General features: G+C 69.7%; 25 protein-coding genes and 1 pseudogene. 19 read left to right on the forward strand and 7 right to left on the reverse strand.

The features are described 5' to 3' along the window. Positions 1 to 124: 124 nt before the first annotated feature. The 8 genes from ACIA5G_RS25345 to ACIA5G_RS25380 all read left to right on the forward strand — a co-directional run bounded on the left by ACIA5G_RS25345 (position 125) and on the right by ACIA5G_RS25380 (position 3,986). Positions 125 to 379 (forward strand): gas vesicle protein, encoded by a 255-nt coding sequence (locus ACIA5G_RS25345; protein WP_395927288.1) that lies wholly within the window; start codon positions 125 to 127, stop codon positions 377 to 379. Between the two features lie 22 nt (positions 380 to 401). Then, positions 402 to 752 (forward strand): gas vesicle protein, encoded by a 351-nt coding sequence (locus tag ACIA5G_RS25350; protein WP_395927290.1) that lies wholly within the window; start codon positions 402 to 404, stop codon positions 750 to 752. After that, entirely contained in the window at positions 749 to 1,693 is a 945-nt protein-coding gene (locus ACIA5G_RS25355) for a GvpL/GvpF family gas vesicle protein (protein WP_395927292.1), read from the forward strand. Before ACIA5G_RS25350 ends, ACIA5G_RS25355 begins: the two co-directional genes overlap by 4 nt. Then, positions 1,690 to 1,875 carry a gas vesicle protein GvpJ gene (gvpJ, locus tag ACIA5G_RS25360; protein WP_395927294.1) on the forward strand — a complete coding sequence of 62 codons (186 nt, stop codon included), beginning with the start codon at positions 1,690 to 1,692 and terminating at the stop codon, positions 1,873 to 1,875. The genes ACIA5G_RS25355 and gvpJ (ACIA5G_RS25360) overlap by 4 nt, the downstream gene beginning before the upstream one ends. 13 nt (positions 1,876 to 1,888) lie before the next feature. Next, complete coding sequence (gvpK, locus tag ACIA5G_RS25365; protein WP_395927296.1) at positions 1,889 to 2,158, forward strand: gas vesicle protein GvpK; 270 nt, start codon at positions 1,889 to 1,891, stop codon at positions 2,156 to 2,158. Then, positions 2,155 to 2,535, forward strand: a complete 381-nt coding sequence (gvpJ, locus tag ACIA5G_RS25370) for a gas vesicle protein GvpJ (RefSeq protein WP_395927298.1) — start codon at positions 2,155 to 2,157, stop codon at positions 2,533 to 2,535. Before gvpK ends, gvpJ (ACIA5G_RS25370) begins: the two co-directional genes overlap by 4 nt. Then, positions 2,532 to 3,257, forward strand: a complete 726-nt coding sequence (locus ACIA5G_RS25375; RefSeq protein WP_395927300.1) for a GvpL/GvpF family gas vesicle protein — start codon at positions 2,532 to 2,534, stop codon at positions 3,255 to 3,257. Before gvpJ (ACIA5G_RS25370) ends, ACIA5G_RS25375 begins: the two co-directional genes overlap by 4 nt. 567 nt (positions 3,258 to 3,824) lie before the next feature. Then, entirely contained in the window at positions 3,825 to 3,986 is a 162-nt protein-coding gene (locus tag ACIA5G_RS25380) for an FAD-dependent monooxygenase (protein WP_395927302.1), read from the forward strand. Between the two features lie 302 nt (positions 3,987 to 4,288). On the opposite strand, the gene ACIA5G_RS25385 is transcribed toward ACIA5G_RS25380, so the two are convergent. Then, positions 4,289 to 4,894: a TetR/AcrR family transcriptional regulator gene (locus ACIA5G_RS25385; RefSeq protein ID WP_395927304.1), complete on the reverse strand. Its 606-nt coding sequence runs from the start codon at positions 4,892 to 4,894 to the stop codon at positions 4,289 to 4,291. Between the two features lie 106 nt (positions 4,895 to 5,000). Here ACIA5G_RS25385 and ACIA5G_RS25390 point away from each other — a divergent pair, with 106 nt between their 5' ends. The 3 genes from ACIA5G_RS25390 to ACIA5G_RS25400 are packed head-to-tail and all read left to right on the forward strand — an operon-like array spanning position 5,001 to position 6,399. Then, positions 5,001 to 5,951, forward strand: a complete 951-nt coding sequence (locus ACIA5G_RS25390) for an alpha/beta hydrolase (RefSeq protein WP_395927306.1) — start codon at positions 5,001 to 5,003, stop codon at positions 5,949 to 5,951. A 26-nt stretch (positions 5,952 to 5,977) separates the two neighbouring features. Next, positions 5,978 to 6,121 (forward strand): hypothetical protein, encoded by a 144-nt coding sequence (locus ACIA5G_RS25395; protein WP_395927308.1) that lies wholly within the window; start codon positions 5,978 to 5,980, stop codon positions 6,119 to 6,121. Next, positions 6,115 to 6,399 (forward strand): cupin domain-containing protein, encoded by a 285-nt coding sequence (locus tag ACIA5G_RS25400; protein WP_395927310.1) that lies wholly within the window; start codon positions 6,115 to 6,117, stop codon positions 6,397 to 6,399. Before ACIA5G_RS25395 ends, ACIA5G_RS25400 begins: the two co-directional genes overlap by 7 nt. Positions 6,400 to 6,534: 135 nt before the next feature. Here the strand turns inward: ACIA5G_RS25400 and ACIA5G_RS25405 are convergent. Continuing rightward, positions 6,535 to 6,717, reverse strand: a pseudogene (locus ACIA5G_RS25405) (transposase); the annotation flags it as partial. 152 nt (positions 6,718 to 6,869) lie between these two features. Next, on the reverse strand, positions 6,870 to 7,445 hold the full coding sequence (locus ACIA5G_RS25410) for a TetR/AcrR family transcriptional regulator (RefSeq protein ID WP_395927312.1): 576 nt from the start codon (positions 7,443 to 7,445) through the stop codon (positions 6,870 to 6,872). 70 nt (positions 7,446 to 7,515) lie between these two features. Here ACIA5G_RS25410 and ACIA5G_RS25415 point away from each other — a divergent pair, with 70 nt between their 5' ends. Together ACIA5G_RS25415 and ACIA5G_RS25420 are read left to right on the forward strand one after the other, a co-directional pair. Beyond that, the gene (locus tag ACIA5G_RS25415; RefSeq protein ID WP_395927314.1) at positions 7,516 to 9,060 is read left to right on the forward strand and encodes an FAD-dependent monooxygenase; all 1,545 of its coding nucleotides are present in this window, start codon (positions 7,516 to 7,518) and stop codon (positions 9,058 to 9,060) included. Between the two features lie 277 nt (positions 9,061 to 9,337). Next, the gene (locus ACIA5G_RS25420) at positions 9,338 to 9,559 is read left to right on the forward strand and encodes a hypothetical protein (protein ID WP_395927316.1); all 222 of its coding nucleotides are present in this window, start codon (positions 9,338 to 9,340) and stop codon (positions 9,557 to 9,559) included. 64 nt (positions 9,560 to 9,623) lie between these two features. On the opposite strand, the gene ACIA5G_RS25425 is transcribed toward ACIA5G_RS25420, so the two are convergent. Continuing rightward, entirely contained in the window at positions 9,624 to 10,313 is a 690-nt protein-coding gene (locus ACIA5G_RS25425; RefSeq protein ID WP_395928004.1) for a TetR family transcriptional regulator C-terminal domain-containing protein, read from the reverse strand. Positions 10,314 to 10,453: 140 nt separating this feature from the next. On the opposite strand from ACIA5G_RS25425, the gene ACIA5G_RS25430 reads away from it, so the two are divergent. From ACIA5G_RS25430 to ACIA5G_RS25450, 5 genes are all read left to right on the forward strand, one after another. After that, complete coding sequence (locus ACIA5G_RS25430) at positions 10,454 to 10,612, forward strand: hypothetical protein (RefSeq protein WP_395927318.1); 159 nt, start codon at positions 10,454 to 10,456, stop codon at positions 10,610 to 10,612. A gap of 144 nt (positions 10,613 to 10,756) precedes the next feature. After that, complete coding sequence (locus tag ACIA5G_RS25435; RefSeq protein ID WP_395927320.1) at positions 10,757 to 11,701, forward strand: sigma factor-like helix-turn-helix DNA-binding protein; 945 nt, start codon at positions 10,757 to 10,759, stop codon at positions 11,699 to 11,701. Positions 11,702 to 12,095: 394 nt separating this feature from the next. Further along, the gene (locus ACIA5G_RS25440) at positions 12,096 to 12,266 is read left to right on the forward strand and encodes a hypothetical protein (protein ID WP_395927322.1); all 171 of its coding nucleotides are present in this window, start codon (positions 12,096 to 12,098) and stop codon (positions 12,264 to 12,266) included. Further along, complete coding sequence (locus ACIA5G_RS25445; protein ID WP_395927324.1) at positions 12,263 to 12,892, forward strand: hypothetical protein; 630 nt, start codon at positions 12,263 to 12,265, stop codon at positions 12,890 to 12,892. The genes ACIA5G_RS25440 and ACIA5G_RS25445 overlap by 4 nt, the downstream gene beginning before the upstream one ends. Before the next feature lie 330 nt (positions 12,893 to 13,222). After that, the gene (locus ACIA5G_RS25450; RefSeq protein ID WP_395927326.1) at positions 13,223 to 14,254 is read left to right on the forward strand and encodes a hypothetical protein; all 1,032 of its coding nucleotides are present in this window, start codon (positions 13,223 to 13,225) and stop codon (positions 14,252 to 14,254) included. A gap of 130 nt (positions 14,255 to 14,384) precedes the next feature. Here the strand turns inward: ACIA5G_RS25450 and ACIA5G_RS25455 are convergent, their stop codons facing one another. Next, a complete protein-coding gene (locus ACIA5G_RS25455; protein WP_395927328.1) occupies positions 14,385 to 15,698 on the reverse strand; it encodes a replication-associated recombination protein A in 1,314 nt (437 codons plus the stop codon). A gap of 163 nt (positions 15,699 to 15,861) precedes the next feature. After that, on the reverse strand, positions 15,862 to 16,254 hold the full coding sequence (locus ACIA5G_RS25460) for an MmcQ/YjbR family DNA-binding protein (RefSeq protein ID WP_395927330.1): 393 nt from the start codon (positions 16,252 to 16,254) through the stop codon (positions 15,862 to 15,864). 92 nt (positions 16,255 to 16,346) lie between these two features. On the opposite strand from ACIA5G_RS25460, the gene ACIA5G_RS25465 reads away from it, so the two are divergent. Continuing rightward, on the forward strand, positions 16,347 to 17,270 hold the full coding sequence (locus tag ACIA5G_RS25465) for a helix-turn-helix domain-containing protein (protein ID WP_395927332.1): 924 nt from the start codon (positions 16,347 to 16,349) through the stop codon (positions 17,268 to 17,270). A gap of 6 nt (positions 17,271 to 17,276) precedes the next feature. Here the strand turns inward: ACIA5G_RS25465 and ACIA5G_RS25470 are convergent, their stop codons facing one another. Continuing rightward, positions 17,277 to 18,299, reverse strand: coding sequence for an alcohol dehydrogenase catalytic domain-containing protein (locus tag ACIA5G_RS25470; RefSeq protein WP_395927334.1), 1,023 nt, complete (start codon positions 18,297 to 18,299; stop codon positions 17,277 to 17,279). Positions 18,300 to 18,309 lie beyond the last annotated feature (10 nt).

Raw genomic sequence — 18,309 nt, forward strand, 5'->3', positions numbered from 1 at the left:
GTAACGCCGGCGCGATCGCCTCGGATGCCTACCAGCGATGACTGTGCCATCATCGGGAACCTCGGATTTCCCGCATAACCCACCCGTAAATCCCCCGCCCGCTGTCCCCCCGACGACGTCAGCGTTGTCGGCTTCACACGCGATTCGTGCTGCCACAGAGGTTTTCGCGGCGATCACCGGCCGGCAGCCGGATGGCGTGTCGGGCGCGCGTCCCACTGCCGACCGGGGCTGGTCCGTGCTCATCGACGTCGTCGAGCTCGAACGAATACCCGCCACCACGAGCGTCATCGGCACCTATCGGGTCGATGTCGACAGCGCCGGTGAACTCGTCTCCTACGAGCGAATTCGCCGGTTTACCCGCGGTACCACCGATCTGTAGCGAAGAGCAGGAGTTGTTCCGAGTGGACAGTCAGTCGAGTTCGCTTGCCGATGTGCTGGAACGTGTGCTGGACAAGGGTGTGGTCATCGTCGGGGACATCGCGGTGAACGTCGTCGACATCGAACTCCTCACCTTGCGGCTCAGGCTCTTCATCGCCTCCGCGCAGACGGCCCGCGAGATGGGGATGGACTGGTGGACGAACGATCCCTTCTTCTCGCCCGGCGCGGCTCGCGCGAAGAGCCTGCAGGCCGACGCTCAGCCGGCCGGTGAGCTGGATGAACTCCGGTCCCGGGTGAGGCAGCTCGAGACGGCGCTGCAGACGAGCACCTCGGTCGCGACGAGTGAACCGACCAGCCGGGGGGAGGGCTTGTGACTGCCGCAGAGGAGGTCGATCCGGAAGTGACGGCATTGGCTCGGCGCCACGCCCCGGAGGTGTGGGAAGCTGCCTTGCAGGCAGCCAAGAGTGCGGCTGCCGAAGTGCTCACGCGTCGGCTGACCGACGCGATTTTGACCAGTGCGACCGGTCCGCGGTCCACTGCTGCTCCCGAGCCGGCCATCCCGGAACCCGATCCGGGGCTCTGCGCTTATGCCATTACCTGGTCTCACGCCGAAGTGCCGGAAACCCTCGCCGAGGTCGACGCCGCACCGGCAGTGCGCCTGCTCCCGCACGAAGACCTCGCCGTCGTGGTCGCCCGCGTCGACGTCGGGATGTTCGCCGATCTGGACAAGGAGGCCGGTCCGCCGGACGGCCTCGATCCCGGCAGCCGGCTCGCTGTGCTCGCCCGGCAGCACGACGCCGTGGTCCGTGCGGTGTTCGAGGGTTACCCGGTGCTGCCCCTCAGGTTCGGCACCGTCGTTCGCGACGACCGGGCGGCCGCGCTTCTGCTCGAAGAGCACCGGGCCGACGTGTCGGAATGGCTCTCGAAGGTCGACGGCCACCGCGAGTGGGGAGTGCGGGTCGCCCTGCCGGCGCCGGCAGGGAAGCCTCCGCTGGACGGAATCTCGGGTACCGACTACCTGACCGCACGAGCTCGGCAGCTGAACGGCGACCAGCAGGTGCAAACGCTTGCGCGCAGTGTGGTGAGCACCCTGCACGAGTCGCTCAGCCGCTGCTCGGCCGACGCCGCACAACGGGAGCAGCCGCCGGCCTTTTTTGATGCCTCCTACCTGGTCCGGCAGGACCGGGAAGAGACGTTCCATGACCTGGCCCGGCGCGTCGAAGACGACCTCGCGGCCGTCGGCGCGACCCTGCGAAGCACCGGCCCCTGGCCGCCTTATTCGTTCACCCCGTCGCAACTGGTGATCGGGTCGTGAACGATCTTCCCGCGCTCGCCCCCGATGATGCCGCGCTGACGAGCCTCGTGGATTTGCTGGACCGCGTGGTGACCCGCGGCGCCGTGGTGAACGGAGACGTCATCATCACGTTGGCCGGCATCGACCTGATCCGGCTCGATCTACGCCTGTTGCTCGCCGCCGTCGACGAGCTCGCGGAGTAGGAGCCGGACCGCCGTGGACACACCGAGACGGATAAGTGCCGACACCGGGCAAGGACTCGGACGGGTCGTTCTCGCGGTCCTCGAGGTCGTCGCAGAACTGCTCGAGCGGCAAGCACTGCGGAGGATGGCGGCCGGAAGCCTGTCCGCCGCCGAGGTCGAGCGGCTGGGACAGGGACTGCTGTCCCTGCGGCGACAGTTCGAAGAACTCCGCGCGGTCCTGGACGTACCGGGGCGCACAGCAGACGCGACACGATCCAACCAACCCGAGAGGATTCAGCCATGAGCGCTCCCGCGCCCGCCGCCGGTGGTCTTGCCGAGGCCCTGAACATCCTGCTGGACAAGGGACTCGTCATCGAAGCGACGATCCGGGTCTCCGTGATCGGCATCGAGATCCTGACCATCGAGGCCAAGATCGTCGTCGCCAGTGTCGATACGTACATCCGGTACCTCGAGGCGATGCAGCGCATCGAGGCTCAACGGCAGGCCCTTCCGCCGGGCACCGTGCCCGCGCCGGGCACTCAGGGGATCGCCGGTACCTACGGCCTGCTCCCGGTGGCGGCCCCCATTCCGGCCGGTTACGTCGCCCAGCCGGCGGTCGTCGCGCCGGGATTCGCCCAGGCCGCCTCGGCGCCCTCGGGTGCCGGTGAAGGCGAGCGATGAGGCTGAACCTGCACGGCGTCGTCCGGGCCGGGCACCCGCTGCCCGGCCCGGCTCGGTCCGACGCCGCCAGGCTGGTCGTCTGGGAAGATCTCGCGCTGGCGGTCAGCCCGCGGCCGGCGGACCGGGACGTGACTCCGCACGACGCCACGCAGCATCTCCTGACGCTGTCCGCACTGGTGCGGCAGGGGCCGGTGGTCCCGTTGCGCTGGGGGACGGTCGCCGAGGACGACGAGTCGGCCCGGACCGAGGTCATCCGTCCCCTCGCGCACCACCTGCGGGCCGAACTCGACCGGTTGGAGGAATTCGTCGAAGCGCACGTGTACCTGCGGTTCGACGAGGAGACGGCCTTGCAGGCCGTTGCGGATGATCCGGCGAGGTGGAGGAGCCGCGGCGGCCGCGGCCTGACCGATCGGATCAAAGCCGGCGAAGCGATCGCGCGAGATGTCGTGGCCTGGCGGCAAGCTCGGGCCGATGAGCTGCTGGGGCCGGTCATGCGGTACGCGGCAGAGGTCCAAGCTCTGGAAGAGCAGGAGCACCTCGAAGAACGCCGGGCTCTTCTGGTGCGACGGGAAGATTTACCCGTCGTGCAGGAGGTGATCGGCTCGATCGCGGTGGCCGGCGTGGACTGCAGGTTGGTCGGTCCGCTCCCGGCGTTCACTTTCTTGCGAGCTGTGTCGAAGGGGGTGAACGATCGCGGTCAAGAGTCGCGGTGGGGCTGGTAGGCGCCGTCTTCACGCGTCGATGTCCTTGCCGTGATCGCCGCGGAGCAAGGATCTTGATCGTGAGCCAGCTCTTGACGTCTCTTCGGTGACCGTCCTCGGGTAAACATCCGGTGTATGTGAAACCGGTCATGACGCCAAGGGGAATCATGGCGGGGGTGGGCTTTTCCTGCAGGACCACGGACGAGTGGGTCGCGATGACGGCGACGCCGTTGCGGTCGGCGAGGAGGTCGGAGACGGCCCGGATGAAGGCGGCCGGCAGTGGCGGGCGGAGATGGGTCTCGGGTTCGTCGCCAGTTCGCCGAACACCGGCGTCAGGAAGGCCAGCACGGCCGTGACCATGGCGGTTGCCGCGGCTTCGGCGGCGCGGCCGAGGAAACCCAGCGGCGGTACCAATGGCTGGGCCAGGGACACCGCCGCGGTGGCGGACGCCAGGAAGCCGGACGGGGTGATGTCGAGCTGGATGGTCGCGAGGATCCGGGTTGCCGGTGGCGAACAGGATGAGCACGGTCAAGCTGATCCGGTCCGACAAAGCCCGCCGACCGCGCTGTCCCGGTCACCCTGGCCGAGTTGCGGGACGCACTGCGCCGCGTCAGTGGCACGGACGTGATCGTCACCGAAGTCGAAGCCGCGGCCAGGTTGCACCCGCCTTTCGATGGCCAAGGCCTGAACACCGGCCTGCAGGACGTGGCGAACCTCGGGTGGAAACTGGCCGCGACCGTGCACGGGTGAGCGCCGAGCGGGCTGCTGGACAGCTACGCCACCGAACGTCACCCGGTGGCCAGGCGGGTGCTGGAGAACACCCGCGCGCAGATCGCGCTCATGCGACCGGACCCCGCACAGCCGCGCGGTGCGAGCTCTGTTCGAGGACGACATAACTCTGACCCGCCTGCTGGGCGCACGGCTGCAGGTTTGGACGCTGTCGCCAATGGCTGGAGCGACCGGGTCGACCTGCGCCGCCTACCCCGCGGCGCCCGGTGTGACCGCGTTGCACTGATCACGTGGTTCGGCGAACCACGGTGACCCCCGCCGGTTCAGTGGTCGGGATCCGGTCGGCCGGTGCGGTTTACGAGGCCGGCGAGGTAGATGTCGGCTTGACGGCGAGCCGTGGGTTTCCACTCCGGGACGTGGGGGAGACCCTGGGCCAGCAACGCGCCGAAGCTGACGATGTCGGCTCTGGTCACGTCGGCCCGGATCGTGCCGTCGTCTCGTCCTTGTTCCAGGATCGAGGCCAGGGTCCGGTGGGCCTCGTCCCGGAGGTCGACGGTGGCCTGGTCGACGGGCGCTGGGCCACCGTGCATCGGGAGCACGAGGTCCGGTCCGTGCTCGATGGTTCGTTCGAGGAAGAAGCGGATCCGCTCGATCGGTGGTCCGTCGAGGGCCGCGGCGCGGCGGGCGGTCTCGAGCACCAGCCGGAAGGACCGGTGCGTCAACGCGCCGAGCAGCGCGTCCCGCGAGGGGTAGTGGCGGTACACGGTTCCGACGCCGACCCCGGCGTCCGCCGCGATGGTGGCCATCGGGACCGCCGTCCCTTCCCGGCGGACCGCGACGGCGGCGGCCGCCAGGACCCGGTCGCGGTTGTCGGCCGCGTCCTTCCGTGGTCCGCGTCGCCGGACGACCTTGTCCTGTTCGTCGGTCACGGCACCGATCATCGCAGCTCGATGGCCCGCGGGCGTCGTTGACAGCCTCGTTAGCCGGACGATATCGTCCGTTTAAGGCGCACGAGTGCCGGGAAGAAGGACCTTCGTGACATTCACCGTCGACCCTCAGGTCGTCGCGATCCTGGCGCCGATGGCCGAAGCCATGGCCGACGCACCGCACCCCGCCGTGGGCGACGTCGCGACCCGCCGTATCGCGCTCGAAGCGATGATGGCCGAGACTGCGGCGCTGCAGCCCACCCCGGCCGACGTGACGACCACCGACTTCCACGCGGTCGCCAGGGATGGCACGAAGGTGCTGCTGCGCTGGTACGCCAAGGACGGCGCCACCCCCGGTCCGGCCGCGCTGTACCTGCACGGCGGCGGGATGATCCTGGGCAGCGTCGCGCTTTACGACGCGCCGATCGCCCGGTACGTGTCCGCGAGCGGGGTGCCGATGCTGGCCGTCGACTACCGGCTCGCACCCGAGCACCCCGACCCCACGCCGGTCGAGGACGTCTACGCCGGCCTGCGGTGGCTGCACGACCACGCCGCCGAACTCGGCGTCGACCCGGCCCGGATCGCCGTGATGGGCGACAGCGCCGGAGGCGGCCTGGCTGCCGGGGTGACGCTGCTGGCCCGTGACCGCGGCGGGCCGCCGGTGGCGCGCCAGATCCTCGTCTTCCCGATGCTCGACGACCGCACGACGACGCCGGATCCGGAGCTGGCCCCGTTCGCGACGTGGAACTACGAGGACAACGCCACCGGGTGGGCGGCGCTGCTGGGTGAGCGGGCCGGCGGCCCGGACGTCTCGCCGTACGCGGCCGCGGCGCGGGCGGCCGACCTTTCGGGCCTGCCGCCGACGTACCTCGAGGTCGGCCAGCTCGACATCTTCCGCGACGAGGACCTCAACTACGCCCGGCGGCTCGGCGCTGCGGGCGTCGACGTGGAGTTCCACCTGCATCCCGGTGTGCCGCACGAGTTCGAAACGTTCGCCTGGGACACCGACGTCGCCCGCCGCGCGGTCGCCGATCGCCTGCGTGTCCTCGGCTCCCTCTGACCGTCCACTTCGAACGGAGCCGCTCGATGAGCATGGCCTATCTCGCTCAACCGGACCAGCAACAGAAGCTCGAGTGGCTCGACGGCGGCACGCTGTCGATCCTGCTCGACAGCGCGGCGAGGCGCCGCCGTTTCACCTGCACACCAGGGAAGACGAAGTCTTCATGCTGATCAAGGGCACCGCACTGGTCTGGGTGGGGGAGGAGGAGATGGAGCTGGCGGAGGGCGGCATCGTCTTCCTGCCCAAGAACATCCCGCACGCCTACCGCATCACGTCCGCGAAGGCCGACCTGCTGATGATCAACACCCCGGCGGGGATCGAGGGCATGTTCCGTCACGCCGGCCGCGACCGGGCCGAACCTCGCCCGGACGGTTTCGAGATTTCCCCGGACCGGATGGCCGAGGCTGCGGAGATGTTCGGGAACGTCATCCTCGGGCCGCCACGCTGACGGCTGGTTTCAGCCCGTGATCGAGGGATGGATGAGCCGTGGGAGCTTGTCCGGCGGTGTGGTCGGCGCGGGCGGAACCGGTCATGGCGGGGATGGGCCGGCTGCGGGGAACGGCGAGGACATCACCGATCCGGTGTCGTTGGGAACGGCGGCGTCTCGGCACCGGGCACGATCGGCGATCCAGGACTTCGGAAGGTGCAGCTCCCGGTCAATCAGCGTCCGGCCTCGTTCGGTGGCATTGGCCAGAAATACCCCCAGCTGGCAGTTCTCGGCCCGACCAGCCGTGCCGGAATACTGCCGCTGCACACCCGCGTACTTTGCCGCCGCGTTCAGCAGTCGCGCTGCCCGGGCCGACAACACGATGATCGCTGCCTGATGGCTGATCCGACGAATGCTCGCGCCGCCTCTCTGCGGGCACCGGGCACGGCAGCCGGTGGCGGCGGGCATCGAAGTAGGTCGTCGGTGGCAGCTCAGCGGGGTGAGGCGCGCCAGCCGTGTTCGAGGATGGCGAATGCGGCCTCGATGGTGCGGGCCGGGTCGTCGGAGCGGATGGCGAGTGCCGAGGTTTCCAGGGCGAAGTGGGCCAGTGCGGCGCATCCGGGATCGCCTTCGGGCATGCCGGTCTCGGCGGCGAGGGCGCGGCTGAGTGTGTCCTCGTGCCGCACCCACATCCGGCGCCAGTAGTCACTCAGCGCCGGAGTGCCGCGCACGAGGACCATGAACTCCGACGCCCGGTCCGCGGTGGCCCCGCGCACGCGGGCCAGCGCGTGGTCCCGCAGCGCGTCCAGCACCGACGTGCCCGGCGCGCGGTCGCGCACGGCCGCGATCAGGGACTCCTCGATGTCGGCGTCGCGGTCGAAGACAAGGGATTCCTTGCTGGGGAAGTGTTTCTGCAGAGTCGTGGTGGACACGTCGGCGGCGTCGGCGATCTCGCGAACGCCCACGTCGTCGTATCCGCGCTCGAGGAACAGTCGCAGAGCCGCGTCGGCCAGGGCTTGGTGGGTGGCTGCCTTCTTGCGCTCCCGCCTGCCCATCCCGGTAGTCATGGCTTGACGATATCACTAGTTGTACGGTGTACTCAGTTGTACCGTGCCACTTTTACTTCGAGGAGTCCCCATGACCACCCGCGTTCCGGTCCTGATCAGCGGTGGCGGCATCGCCGGACTGACCGCCGCCCTGCTGCTGCGCCGCGAAGGGGTGCATCCGGTGCTGGTCGAGAAGCACACCGGTGTATCGCCGCAGCCGAAGGCGCGCCGGTTCAACCCGCGCAGCACCGAGGTGTTCCGCCTGCTCGGCCTCGCGGCCGAGGTCGCCGAGGCGAGTGCGCCTTTGGCGTCGTTCACCGAGGTGCTGGCCGGGCCGACGCTGGCCGCGGCCCAGGTCCGGCACCTGGGCGGCACCATGCGGCAACGGCGGCTGCAGCAAGCGAGGATTCCCGAGCTGAGCCCGGGACCGAACGTCCTGTGCCCCCAGGTCGTACTGGAACCGATCCTGCGCCGGGCCGCCCAAGAACGGGGCGTGTCCGTGCGGCTGGGCACCGAACTGGTGTCCTTCGCCCAGGACGACGAGGGGGTGACCGCCCTGCTGAAGCCCTCGGACGGCGCACCGTACGAGCTGACCGCGGACTACCTGATCGCAGCCGACGGCGCACGCAGCCTCGTCCGCACTGCCCTGGGCATACTGCGCAGCGGGCACGGCCATCTCGCCGACAACCTCGACCTCTACTTCCGCGCCGATCTCACCGAGTTGGTGCGGGACAAGCCGTTCAACCTGTGCGAGATCGACAACCCGGTGGCCTCGGGTGCCTTCCTCTCGGTCAACGGCACGGACCGGTGGCTGTTCTCGACGGCCGACTTCCCCGAGGCGCACACGCTCGGCGACGGCGACTGGCACGACCTCCTGCGGATAGTGATCGGCGTGCCCGATCTCGACGTGGAACTGCTCAGCCGGTCGCCCTGGGAGTCGGCGATGCGGGTGGCCGACCGGTTCCGCGACGGCCGCGTCTTCCTGACGGGCGACGCCGCGCACATGATGCCCCCGATGGCCGCGGCCGGGGCCAACACCGCCATCGCCGACGCGGCCAACCTCGCCTGGAAGCTCGCCGCCGTACTGGCCGGGCAGGCGGCGCCCGCCCTCCTCGACACCTACGAGGCCGAACGCCGTCCGGCCGGCTACGCGATCGCCGAAGCCTCCAGCACCGTGCGCGGGCACGTCGGCGACATGCTCGCCGCCTACACCAGGCCCGACAGCCGGCACGACGACCTGCTGGCGACGATGTTCGGCACCCAGTACACCGACGGCGCGTTCGTACCCGACGGCCGCGATCCCGCGCCCGTCGATCACTACGCCCCGGCGGGCCGTCCCGGAACGCGCGTGCCCCACGCCTGGCTCGACGAGGAAACGTCCACTGTGGACTTCGCCGGCCCGGGTCTGACCTTGCTCACCGGCCCGGATGACGGACGCTGGATCGCTGAGGCGGATCGCCTCGGACTGCGTCAGGCCGGCGTGTCACACCCTGGCTGGCTCGCCGAGGTCTGCCTGCCCCCCGACGGCGCTCTGCTGCTGCGCCCGGACGTCATCGTCGCCTGGAATTCGGCATCCGGCACACCGCTCGCCGAAGCGGTGACGCGAGTCCTCGGCACCGCGGCCGTCCCCGCGTAGCGGGCAAATCGGCTCCAGCGGAACGCCGTCGGCTTCGACGTGCTGTGCGGTCACGATCCAGTCGTGCAGGTAGCGCCGTCTCGATGGCCGAGAGCGCGAATAGCCCCTGGCGGCCGAGCCCGAGGAACTGGGGCAGCGCTCATGACCCTCGAACGGGAAACCACGTTCGTGCGGTCCGAAGAGATGTTGTTCGTCGTCGGCGGGTCCCGGTGTGCCGCCGTCCTCTACTGGCCTTCGGCCACCGGGCGGCCGGTGCCGTGCGTGGTCATGGGGGACGGTGGCAGTGGCACGAAACGGCTGGGGCTGCCGGACTACGCCCGGCGTCGCCGCTCGGGGCATGGCGGTCCTGGCCTTCGACTTCCGGCACTTCGGCGCCAGCGAAGGCAGCCCGCGCCAAGTGATCGACGTCCGTGAGCAACGGGAGGACTACCGCGCCGCCGCAGATGCCCGCGCCGTGCCCGGGATCGACCCGGCGTCGCAGCTGCTCTGGTTGCCATGACGGGTGAGCCTCGTCCGCTCGCAGACCGCCGGAAGCGGGACCTGGCCAGTGGGCGGCATCATGATCAGGCCGCATAGTTCTGGCGAGTCGATCCCGCCGCTGCGAGCCGGCCGGCGAGTGACGTTCCGGCCATCGGCTGGTTGACCCGTGGCGAACTTGCACTCCGGTTACACCGACTCCCATGCGTTCCAGAACCGGACGTGGTCATCGTCCGGACGCCCGGCTGGGTCCTTGAACGCTCCGGATGGTCCGCTGCCAGGAGGTCGCGGCCCATGAATGTCGACCGCCGGCCGCGGCGGCTACCGATCTTGGGGTGCGTCGGCAGCGGTGAGCGTCGTGAATGTCTGTACGTGGTCGATGGCCTGCAGGCGTCTTTCAGCGGCGCGATGTCGCGGGCGACCTGGGCGAGGAGCATGCCACCCTGGAAGGCGGAGAGCAGGAGATGAGCCAGCCGGGTGGGATCCGCCTCGGCGCCCAGGCGGTCGAGCCCCTGCATCCGTTCGAGCCCATTTCGGAAGATGTCTCGCCACTGCTGGAACGCGTTCGCGAGTTCCGTGCGGACGTCCAGGTCGGTCTTGATGATCTCGCCGGCCAGCGAGCCGAGACTGCAGCCTGCCTGGTAGGAGCGCTCGTAGGCGATGTAGTGGTCCGCCCATTCCCGAAGCGAGTCGAGGCTGCCGAAGTGGGTGAACCGCTCGCTGCGGTGGAAGGTGAGGACACGCTCGGCCTGCCACTCGATGACCGCCAGGAGCAGGCTCTCCTTGGTCGGGAAGTAGTGGTTGAGCTGTGAGCCGTTGACCCCCGGCTGCGTGGCGGAGCTGCTCGTTGTTCGTCGCGTGGACGCCGTTGGCGTGGATGAGCTCCGCGGCGTGCTCGAGGATGCGGGCCCCGGTCATGAGGTATGCGGAGGCCCGCCCTGCCGACGGCCTCGCGATCGACTTCGTCGTCGAGTCCGTCCCGAACCAGCTGACAGAGATCGTCGACCGGGTGCGGGATGGACGCCTTCGCACATCGGCACCGTCACGACTCTCGACGACGCCGTCCCCGCGCTGAACCCGACCGACCGGCGCCAAGGCAAGACCGTCATTCGCGTGCGCCCCTGAGCGCGTCGGGACAAGCCAACGGGGTGTTCGGTCCTGCTTGGTGTCGGCGAGGAAGGCCGGCCTGCCGCAGTCCAAAGTGCGGCATACTCAGCGGGTGATCCCGGCGGCGGAGTTCGACACAGGACGACAGCGGCTGTTCGGACTGGCCTATCGGCTGCTGGGAGTCGCGGGCGAGGCCGAAGACGTCGTTGAGGACGCCTACCTGAGCTGGGAACGAGCGGACCGTGAGGCGACCACGCACCCCGAAGCCTGGTTGACAAAAGCCGTCACCCGCCTCTGCGTCGATCGGCTCGGCGCGGTGCGCGCGACTCGTGCGCACAACCTCGGCCCGTGGCTGCCGGCGCCGGTCCTGACCGCCGCGCTCGGCTCACTGGCAACGGCTGAACAGCGCGACTCGGTTTCTCTTGCCCTGCTGGTCCTGCTTGAACATCGAACGCCGCACGAGCGGGCAGTGTTCGTGCTGCGCACCGCCTTCGGGTGCAGGTACCGCGCCATCGCGGAGATCCTGGAGCTGTCTCCGGGCAACTGCCGACAGCTCTACCACCGCACGACACGGCATCTCGCGAACCGGAGTTCGTCTTGCCCGCCGGTCCGCGCTGAGCGTGTCCGTCTCGCCGAGCAGTTCCTCGTGGCGATCAAGAGCGGTGACCTGGTGGGTCTCGAAGCGATCTTGGCCGAGGATGTGACGGTCTGGGCCGATGGTGTCCGCCGTGTTGCCACCGCACGTCACCCCGTCGTCGGCCGGGACCGTGTTGCCCGCTACCTCGTCGCAGCGTTCCGGAAGATCGCGGTACCCGTCAGGTTCGGGCTCGCCGAGGTCAACGCGAGCACAGCGATACTTGCGGCAACCGGAGGGACGCTGCTGGCCGTGGTGGCGCCAGAGATCGACGGCGGCCGTATCGTCGGCCTGCGTATCGTCGCCAGCCCGGACAAGTTGTTGTCCGTTGCCAATGGGTTGTCAGCCCGTATACCTCGCCAGGCTGCCTCCGGCCGCGACGTTCGCTGCAACCCCTCGCAAGCGTCGGATTCCAGTGTATGAACCCGGCGCCGCTCGTACAGAAGAACGACTTGGGGCGTAACAGGTCGGGTCGCCGGTCGCACTGAAGCCGATGGGGGTGCGGCGTCGCAGGACGGGGCTCGAACACCTGGCGGCGAGCGGAATCTCGAACCAGGGATCGCTGCACAATTCCGGGTCGCAAGGTCCGAGGCGGTTCGTGGCTTGCTCGGGTGCACCTATAAGGCTGGAGTCCGGGTTGCCGAGGCCTTCGCGCCTTCCGCGACTGCCATGCAACGGCTCACCCACCGGGGAGCACTTCGACGACGTTCGAGAAAGAACCGCGCACTCGACAAGCCGCCCCGCGAGGGAGACACGCCGTAAGCTTGACCGGACATGAGACTTGAGACATAGAGTCCAAAGTAACCAAGGAGCAGACGTGTCCGACCGCGCGCCGACGGGCCTGGGGCGCCGCCGCAGCCGCCTGTCGGAGCACGAGACCGCCGAGCGGATGCTGGAGGCGGCGATGGCGATGGTCGGCCGCACCGGTCTGACGGTGAGCCTGGATCACCTCCGCTTCGAGGACATCATCCGCGAGGCGAGCTGGTGACCGAGCTGGCCAAGGCCGCCGTCCCGAGCGCGGCCGACACCGATGCGATCATCGGTCTGATCCAGCACGTCGTCAGTGAGCACCGGGACCGGCTCGGCACCGCCGAGGGGCGGCACGCGCTGCTGGTGGAGCTGTTCCGGCAGGCGGCGCTGCAGGACTTCCAGTCGCTCTACGGGTCCGCCGAGTGGCGCACCTACCTGGCGCTGCACGCCACGTTCCTCAGTCTTGCGGAAGGTGAACTGCGGCAACGGATCCAGGAGATCCTCGCTCGTTCGGAGCACGGTTTCATCACCCGGGTCGCCGCGGCCTGGCAGCACATCGCCGAATTGTTCGGCTACCGGCTGCGCCCCGAGTTGGGGTCCACGTTCGAGACGGTGGCGACGCTGGTCAGTGCGACCGCCCGCGGCTTGATCCTGATGGCACTGTCCACACCGGACCTCGCCGGCCGGCGCATCCCGGCCCGGCCGTTCGGCGCAGCGGCGACCGAGGACTGGTCGCTGCCGGCGCTCGGCATCGCAGGCACCGCCTTGGCCTTCCTGGAGCCGGACCCCGAAGTCAGCTGGGATGACGACCGGATCGAAGCTGTGCGCGCTGCGGTGAACTCCCTTTCCATGCCGAGGCCGTGACGGGCGCCGTGCGCGACGGTGGTGAACTGCAAGCCGGTCGACGCGAGAAGCGGCGGCGGCCGGGCCGCCACCACCGTTCTCGGTGAGGGGATCCGCTGCCGGTTCGTCCGGGGTGGTGGCGGGTGCTCCCTCAGGCACCAGGCTTCTCCTTCCGACGGCGTGAGTGCAGGGAGCAAGGTCCTCTTCGGCGAGGACGAAAGACCGCACCCGCCTCGGTGACGAGACCCGGTGGGCGCTGGGCGGCTGATCCGGTCCGGAGCCGCCGAAAGTCCTCGTGGTCGTGGTCGTTCGCCTCTGCGGGACGCAGGCGGCCCGAGGTTGTCTGAGGGCATGGCCACGGTGAACGAAGAACGCATCCGGGCGAAGCCGGGTGTCGCGAACAGGCTGCTGGTGCGACTGCTCGGCTCCGGGCTCTCTCGTTTCGTGGACGGCAGGCTGTGCGTGCTGCGGTACCGGTCCGCCGGCTCGGCCAATCCGGTGACGTTCCCGGTCCAGTACGCGCGCTCGGGCGACCAGGTGGTTGTCGTGGCCGCGAACCCGGAGCGCAAGCGCTGGTGGCGGCACTTCCGCACCGGCGCCGACGCCGAAGTGCTGCTCGACGGCCACTGGAGGCCTGCCGAAGGGCGGCTGCTCGACGGACCCGCCCGGACCACCGCCGCCGAGGACTACGCCCGAGCCTTCCCACGCGTCACGGTGCCGCCGGAGACCCCCGTCGTGGTATTCACCACCGCCCCACGACCCCGCGTTCCGCTGCGGAGACGCACCTTGGCCTGGTTGTGGTTCTTCGTCGTGACAATCGCAGAGTTCGTCGGCTTCGCCATCCCGGCGACGGCCGGAGCGCTCACCGCGGACCGGCCCGTCGCACTCACGGTGCCGGTGATGCTGCTGGCCGGCGCCTTGGAAGGCGCCGCGCTCGGCAGTGGCCAGGCGTGGGTGCTCCGTCGGGCGATTCCTGCCCTGAACCGCGGGCACTGGGTCACGGCGACGGCCGTCGCGGCCGCATTCGCCTACCTGATCGGACTGGCTCCGAGCACGTGGGCCTCCTCGCTGACCGGCTGGCCGCCGCTACTGCTCTGGCCGACGGTGGCTGCCATGGGAATCGCGTTGTTGCTGTCCATCGGCTTCGCCCAATGGCTGGTCCTGCGGCAGCATGTCGCCGGTTCCGTCTTCTGGATCGCCACCACAGCCGGTGCGTGGTTGCTCGGGCTGGCGGTGTTCCTCGGTGTGGCGATGCCGCTGTGGCAGCCGGGACAAGCCGTGTCCACGATTGTCCTCATCGGTGCTTTCGGCGGCTTCCTGATGGCGGCGACCACGTCGGCGGTGACGGCGGTCGCCGTCCGCCGCCTTCCCGGTCTTCGCTGAGCCGCCTTGCCCGCTGGCGGATCCGCGACGCCTTCAGCCCCGGGCCTTGGCGGACGAAGCTCTCGAACGGCCACGACGTCTGAGTAGAGGCAAGAATCAGCGGCCCGGTGATGTCGAGGTGGTCGGCTGGTCATCCGTGTTGTCGGCGAGCACGCGAGGCGGCCCAGTGGCGCAGGCGTTCGGTGATTGGGGCTTCGTAGCCGTTTTGGGTGGGCTGGTAGTACGTTTCGCGATCCATGTCTTCGGGGAAGTAGTCGGCGCCGGAGAAGCCGTCGGCGGTCTCGGGGTCGTATTGGTAGTCCTTGCCGTAGCCGAGGTCCTTCATCAGCCGGGTCGGGGCGTTGAGGATGTGGGCGGGCGGCATGAGGGAGCCGGTGCGCCGGGCGGCGCGATGTGCCGCGTTGAAGCCGCGGTAGACGGCGATGGACTTCGGCGCGGTGGCGAGGTAGACGACGGCCTGGGCGATCGCCAGCTCGCCCTCGGGGGAGCCGAGTCGTTCGTAGACGTCCCAGGCGGCGAGCGTCTGCTGAACGGCGTGCGGGTCGGCCATGCCGATGTCCTCGCTGGCGAAGCGGACCAGTCGGCGGGCCACGTACAGCGGGTCTTCGCCACCGTCGAGCATGCGGGCGAGCCAGTACAGCGCCGCGTCCGGGTCGGAGCCGCGCATCGACTTGTGCAGCGCGGAGATCAGGTTGTAGTGGCTCTCCTGCGCCTTGTCGTACAGCGGGGCGCGCTGCTGGATGTGGTGGGCGAGCGCGGTGGTGTCCAGGGGCGTCTCGGTGTCCGGGAGGGCCTGGAGCTGTTCGGCCATGTTGAGGAGGTAGCGGCCGTCGCCGTCGGCCATGGCGATCAGGGCGTGGCGGGCGTCGTCGTCCAGGGGCAGCCGGTGGCCGGTGAGCTGCTCGGCGCGGTCGAGCAGGGTGGTCAGCGCGGTTTCGTCGAGGCGTTTGAGGACGAGGACCTGGGTGCGGGAGAGGAGGGCGCCGTTGAGCTCGAAGCTCGGGTTCTCGGTGGTGGCGCCGATCAGGGTGATCGTGCCGTCCTCGACGTAGGGAAGGAAGCTGTCTTGCTGGGCGCGATTGAAGCGGTGGATCTCGTCGACGAACAGCAGGTTGCCCTGTCCGACCTGGCGCCGGTTTCGTGCGGTGGTGAAGACTTTCCGCAGATCGGCCACTCCGGAGAAGGTGGCCGATACCGATTCGAAGGTCAGGTTGCTGCCGTCGGCGAGGAGCCGGGCGATGGTCGTTTTCCCGACGCCGGGTGGCCCCCACAGGATGGCGGAGCCGAGGCGCTGCTGGGCGACCATGCGGCCGAGCGGGGCGTCCGGGGCCAGGAGGTGTTCCTGCCCGACGACCTCGTCCAGGTGTGTGGGGCGCAGGCGGTCGGCGAGTGGCCGGGCGGGCTCCTGGTCGAAGAGCGGCAGGGTCGGTTCGGTCGGTTCCATCGGACTCTCGGGTCGGAGGCGGGGCGTGTGCGGGCTCAGCCGGCGGGGAGGCTCGTGGTGTTCATCGTGCACCTGGGCGGTCGCGTCGCGGTAGCCGTTCGACGACCAGGTCGTAGGAATTCGTGACCGCGCGCGGCGTCTTGGGGCCGGTCGCCGGCCGCGCTCACCTGGCTGCCCGCGTGCCGCCGTAGGTGTGCGGGTCGATGGGCTGCTCGGCCCTGGGCAGGCGAGTGACCACGAGCAGGTAGGAGTCGGTGACGAGTTCCTCGACCAGCGTCTTGTCCACGCCTTTCCCGGCCTCCAGCGTGATCCAGTGCTTTCTGTTCATGTGGTAGCCGGGGGCGATGTGGCTGTTGTGCTCCCGCAGGGCGAGGGCCTCGCCGGGGTCCGCCTTGAGGATCACGACGGGACGTCCCGGAACCTCGGTCATCAGCATGAACACCTTGCCGCGGACCTTGAAGACCTTCCAGTCGGGGCCGAAGGGATGCTCAAGCCGAGCTCCGGGAAGTTCCTCCGCGCGGTCGGCGGCGGTCTTCTGCAGGGTCGATCCGTTCATGGGTAGCGGGCTTCCTCGGGTGGTGACGGGCTGCGGCACATCTCATCCTTCCCGCCAATCCGATCAAGACAGCGGTAGACTGCGGACACGTGATGGTCGACAAGCGACACCTCAGGCCGGGCGAACCGGCCGCGGTTCCGTTGTACGGTTTCCAGCCCCCGGTGGGCACGCCGTACGGCCTCGAAGTGATCACTGTCGAGGACTTCTTCGCCCAGCACGACGACTGGCCGTGGAATCCGCCGCTTCCGGGCCGCGCCACCTTCCACTACCTGATCCTGGTCACCGAGGGCGAGTTGCGGCACGACGTCGACCACGTCACGCGCATCATCGCGCCCGGCCAGTGGCTGTGGGTGCGTCCCGGGCACACGCAGTGCTGGCATCCGCCCGGCACCGCCCGCGGGCCGTTCATCCTGTTCGAGCCGGACGTGCTGACGCCCGGCACCGCCGGCCTCCTGGCCCCGCTCACCGCGCACGAGGCCCCCGCCGTGCTGAGCCCGCACGCCGATGACGCCCCCTGGCTCCAGCAGACGGCCCTCCAGCTGCTGGACGAACACCGCGCGCTCGGGCGCCGCCCGCTCGACGTCCACCACGCCCTGCGCCGCAGCCTGCTCGAATCACTGCTGCTGCGCCTGGCCAACGCCCCCGGCATCCCACCCGCCGGCGCGGCGAGGACCGGTAGGGGCCGAAGTGACACGTACGGACGGTTCCTGGACGCCCTGGAGCTGCAGTTCCGCGAGCTGCACCGGGCCGCGGACTACGCCGAACTGCTCGGCTGCTCGGTCCGCACCCTCAGCCGCGCCGCCCAGGACGCCACCGGCAAAGGGGTGCGTGAGCTCATCAACGAGCGTCTGCTGCTCGAAGCCCGGCGCCTGCTGGGAGTCGCCCGGTGGGACGCCCGGACGGTGGCCCTCCATCTCGGCTTCACCGATCCCGCGAACTTCGGCCGCTTCTTCCGCAGTCACGCCGGCCTCACCCCGGCCGCCTTCGCAGCCCCCGCAACAACAACCGACACCTGACGATTCTCAGTTGCCCAGGACGACGACGTGTTTGCCCGGCGTGGTGCCGGACTCGACGTCGGCTTGGGCGTCACGGATCTGCTCCAGACCGTGGTAGACCTTCGCGACCGGGACTGTGAGGCGCCCTGCGGCGATGGCCTGGAGCTGGTGGGCGAAGACGTCGGCCGGGAGGTCGGCGGCCTGCCCGCCGTAGGAGGTCAGCCGCACCCCGGTGGGGATCATGAACGGGCTGAAATCGGGGATCGTCCATTGGCCCGCCAGGGCTCCGGTGAAGCAGACCGTGCCATCGCGACGGACGGTGCGGAGGGTGTCGGCGAGGACCGAGCAGCCCACCAGCTCCAGTGCAGCGTCGACGCCGTCCGGCACCAGCTCGCGCACCTGGCCGGCGATGGTGCCGTCGTCGATGAGGGGATGGTCGACGCCCGCGGCCCGCAGTTCCCCGGCCCTCTCCAGGCTGCGGGTGGTGGACAGCACGGTGGCGCCGAGGTCCTTGGCGATCGTGGCCGCGCTCAGCCCGACTGTGGAGGTGCCGCCGCGGATCAGCAGCGTCTGCCCCGCCTGCAGGCCGAGGCCGACGGCGAGCGAGCCGTAGGCGGTCTGGAACATCTCCGGCAGTGCGCCGACGACCTCCCACGGCAGGCCGGTCTCGAACGGGATGACCTGCTGCGCGGGGACGGTCACGTACTGGGCGTACGCGCCGTCGTACGAGCGGCCCATGCCGCCCATCATCGTGGCCACCTGCTGTCCCGGCCGCAGCCCGCTGTCCTCGTCGGCCTCATCGACCACGCCGACGCCCTCGATGCCGGGCACGCGCGGGTAGGTGACCTCTGCGTCCGACTCGCCCTTGCGGGTGCTGACCTCGGACTCGTTGACCCCGAACGCCTTCACCTCGATCCGCACCCAGCCGGGCTTGCGTACGGGCACCGGCACGTCCTTGATTTCCAGTGCGTCGAGGCCGCCGGGCCGGGTGACGACGATGGCCCGCATCGTCGCCGGTGTGGCGTCGCCGGCTGCTGTCGGTTGGCTCATGCCGAGTTCC

The sequence above is a fragment of the Amycolatopsis sp. NPDC051758 genome, from assembly GCF_044453095.1.
GTDB lineage: Bacteria > Actinomycetota > Actinomycetes > Mycobacteriales > Pseudonocardiaceae > Amycolatopsis.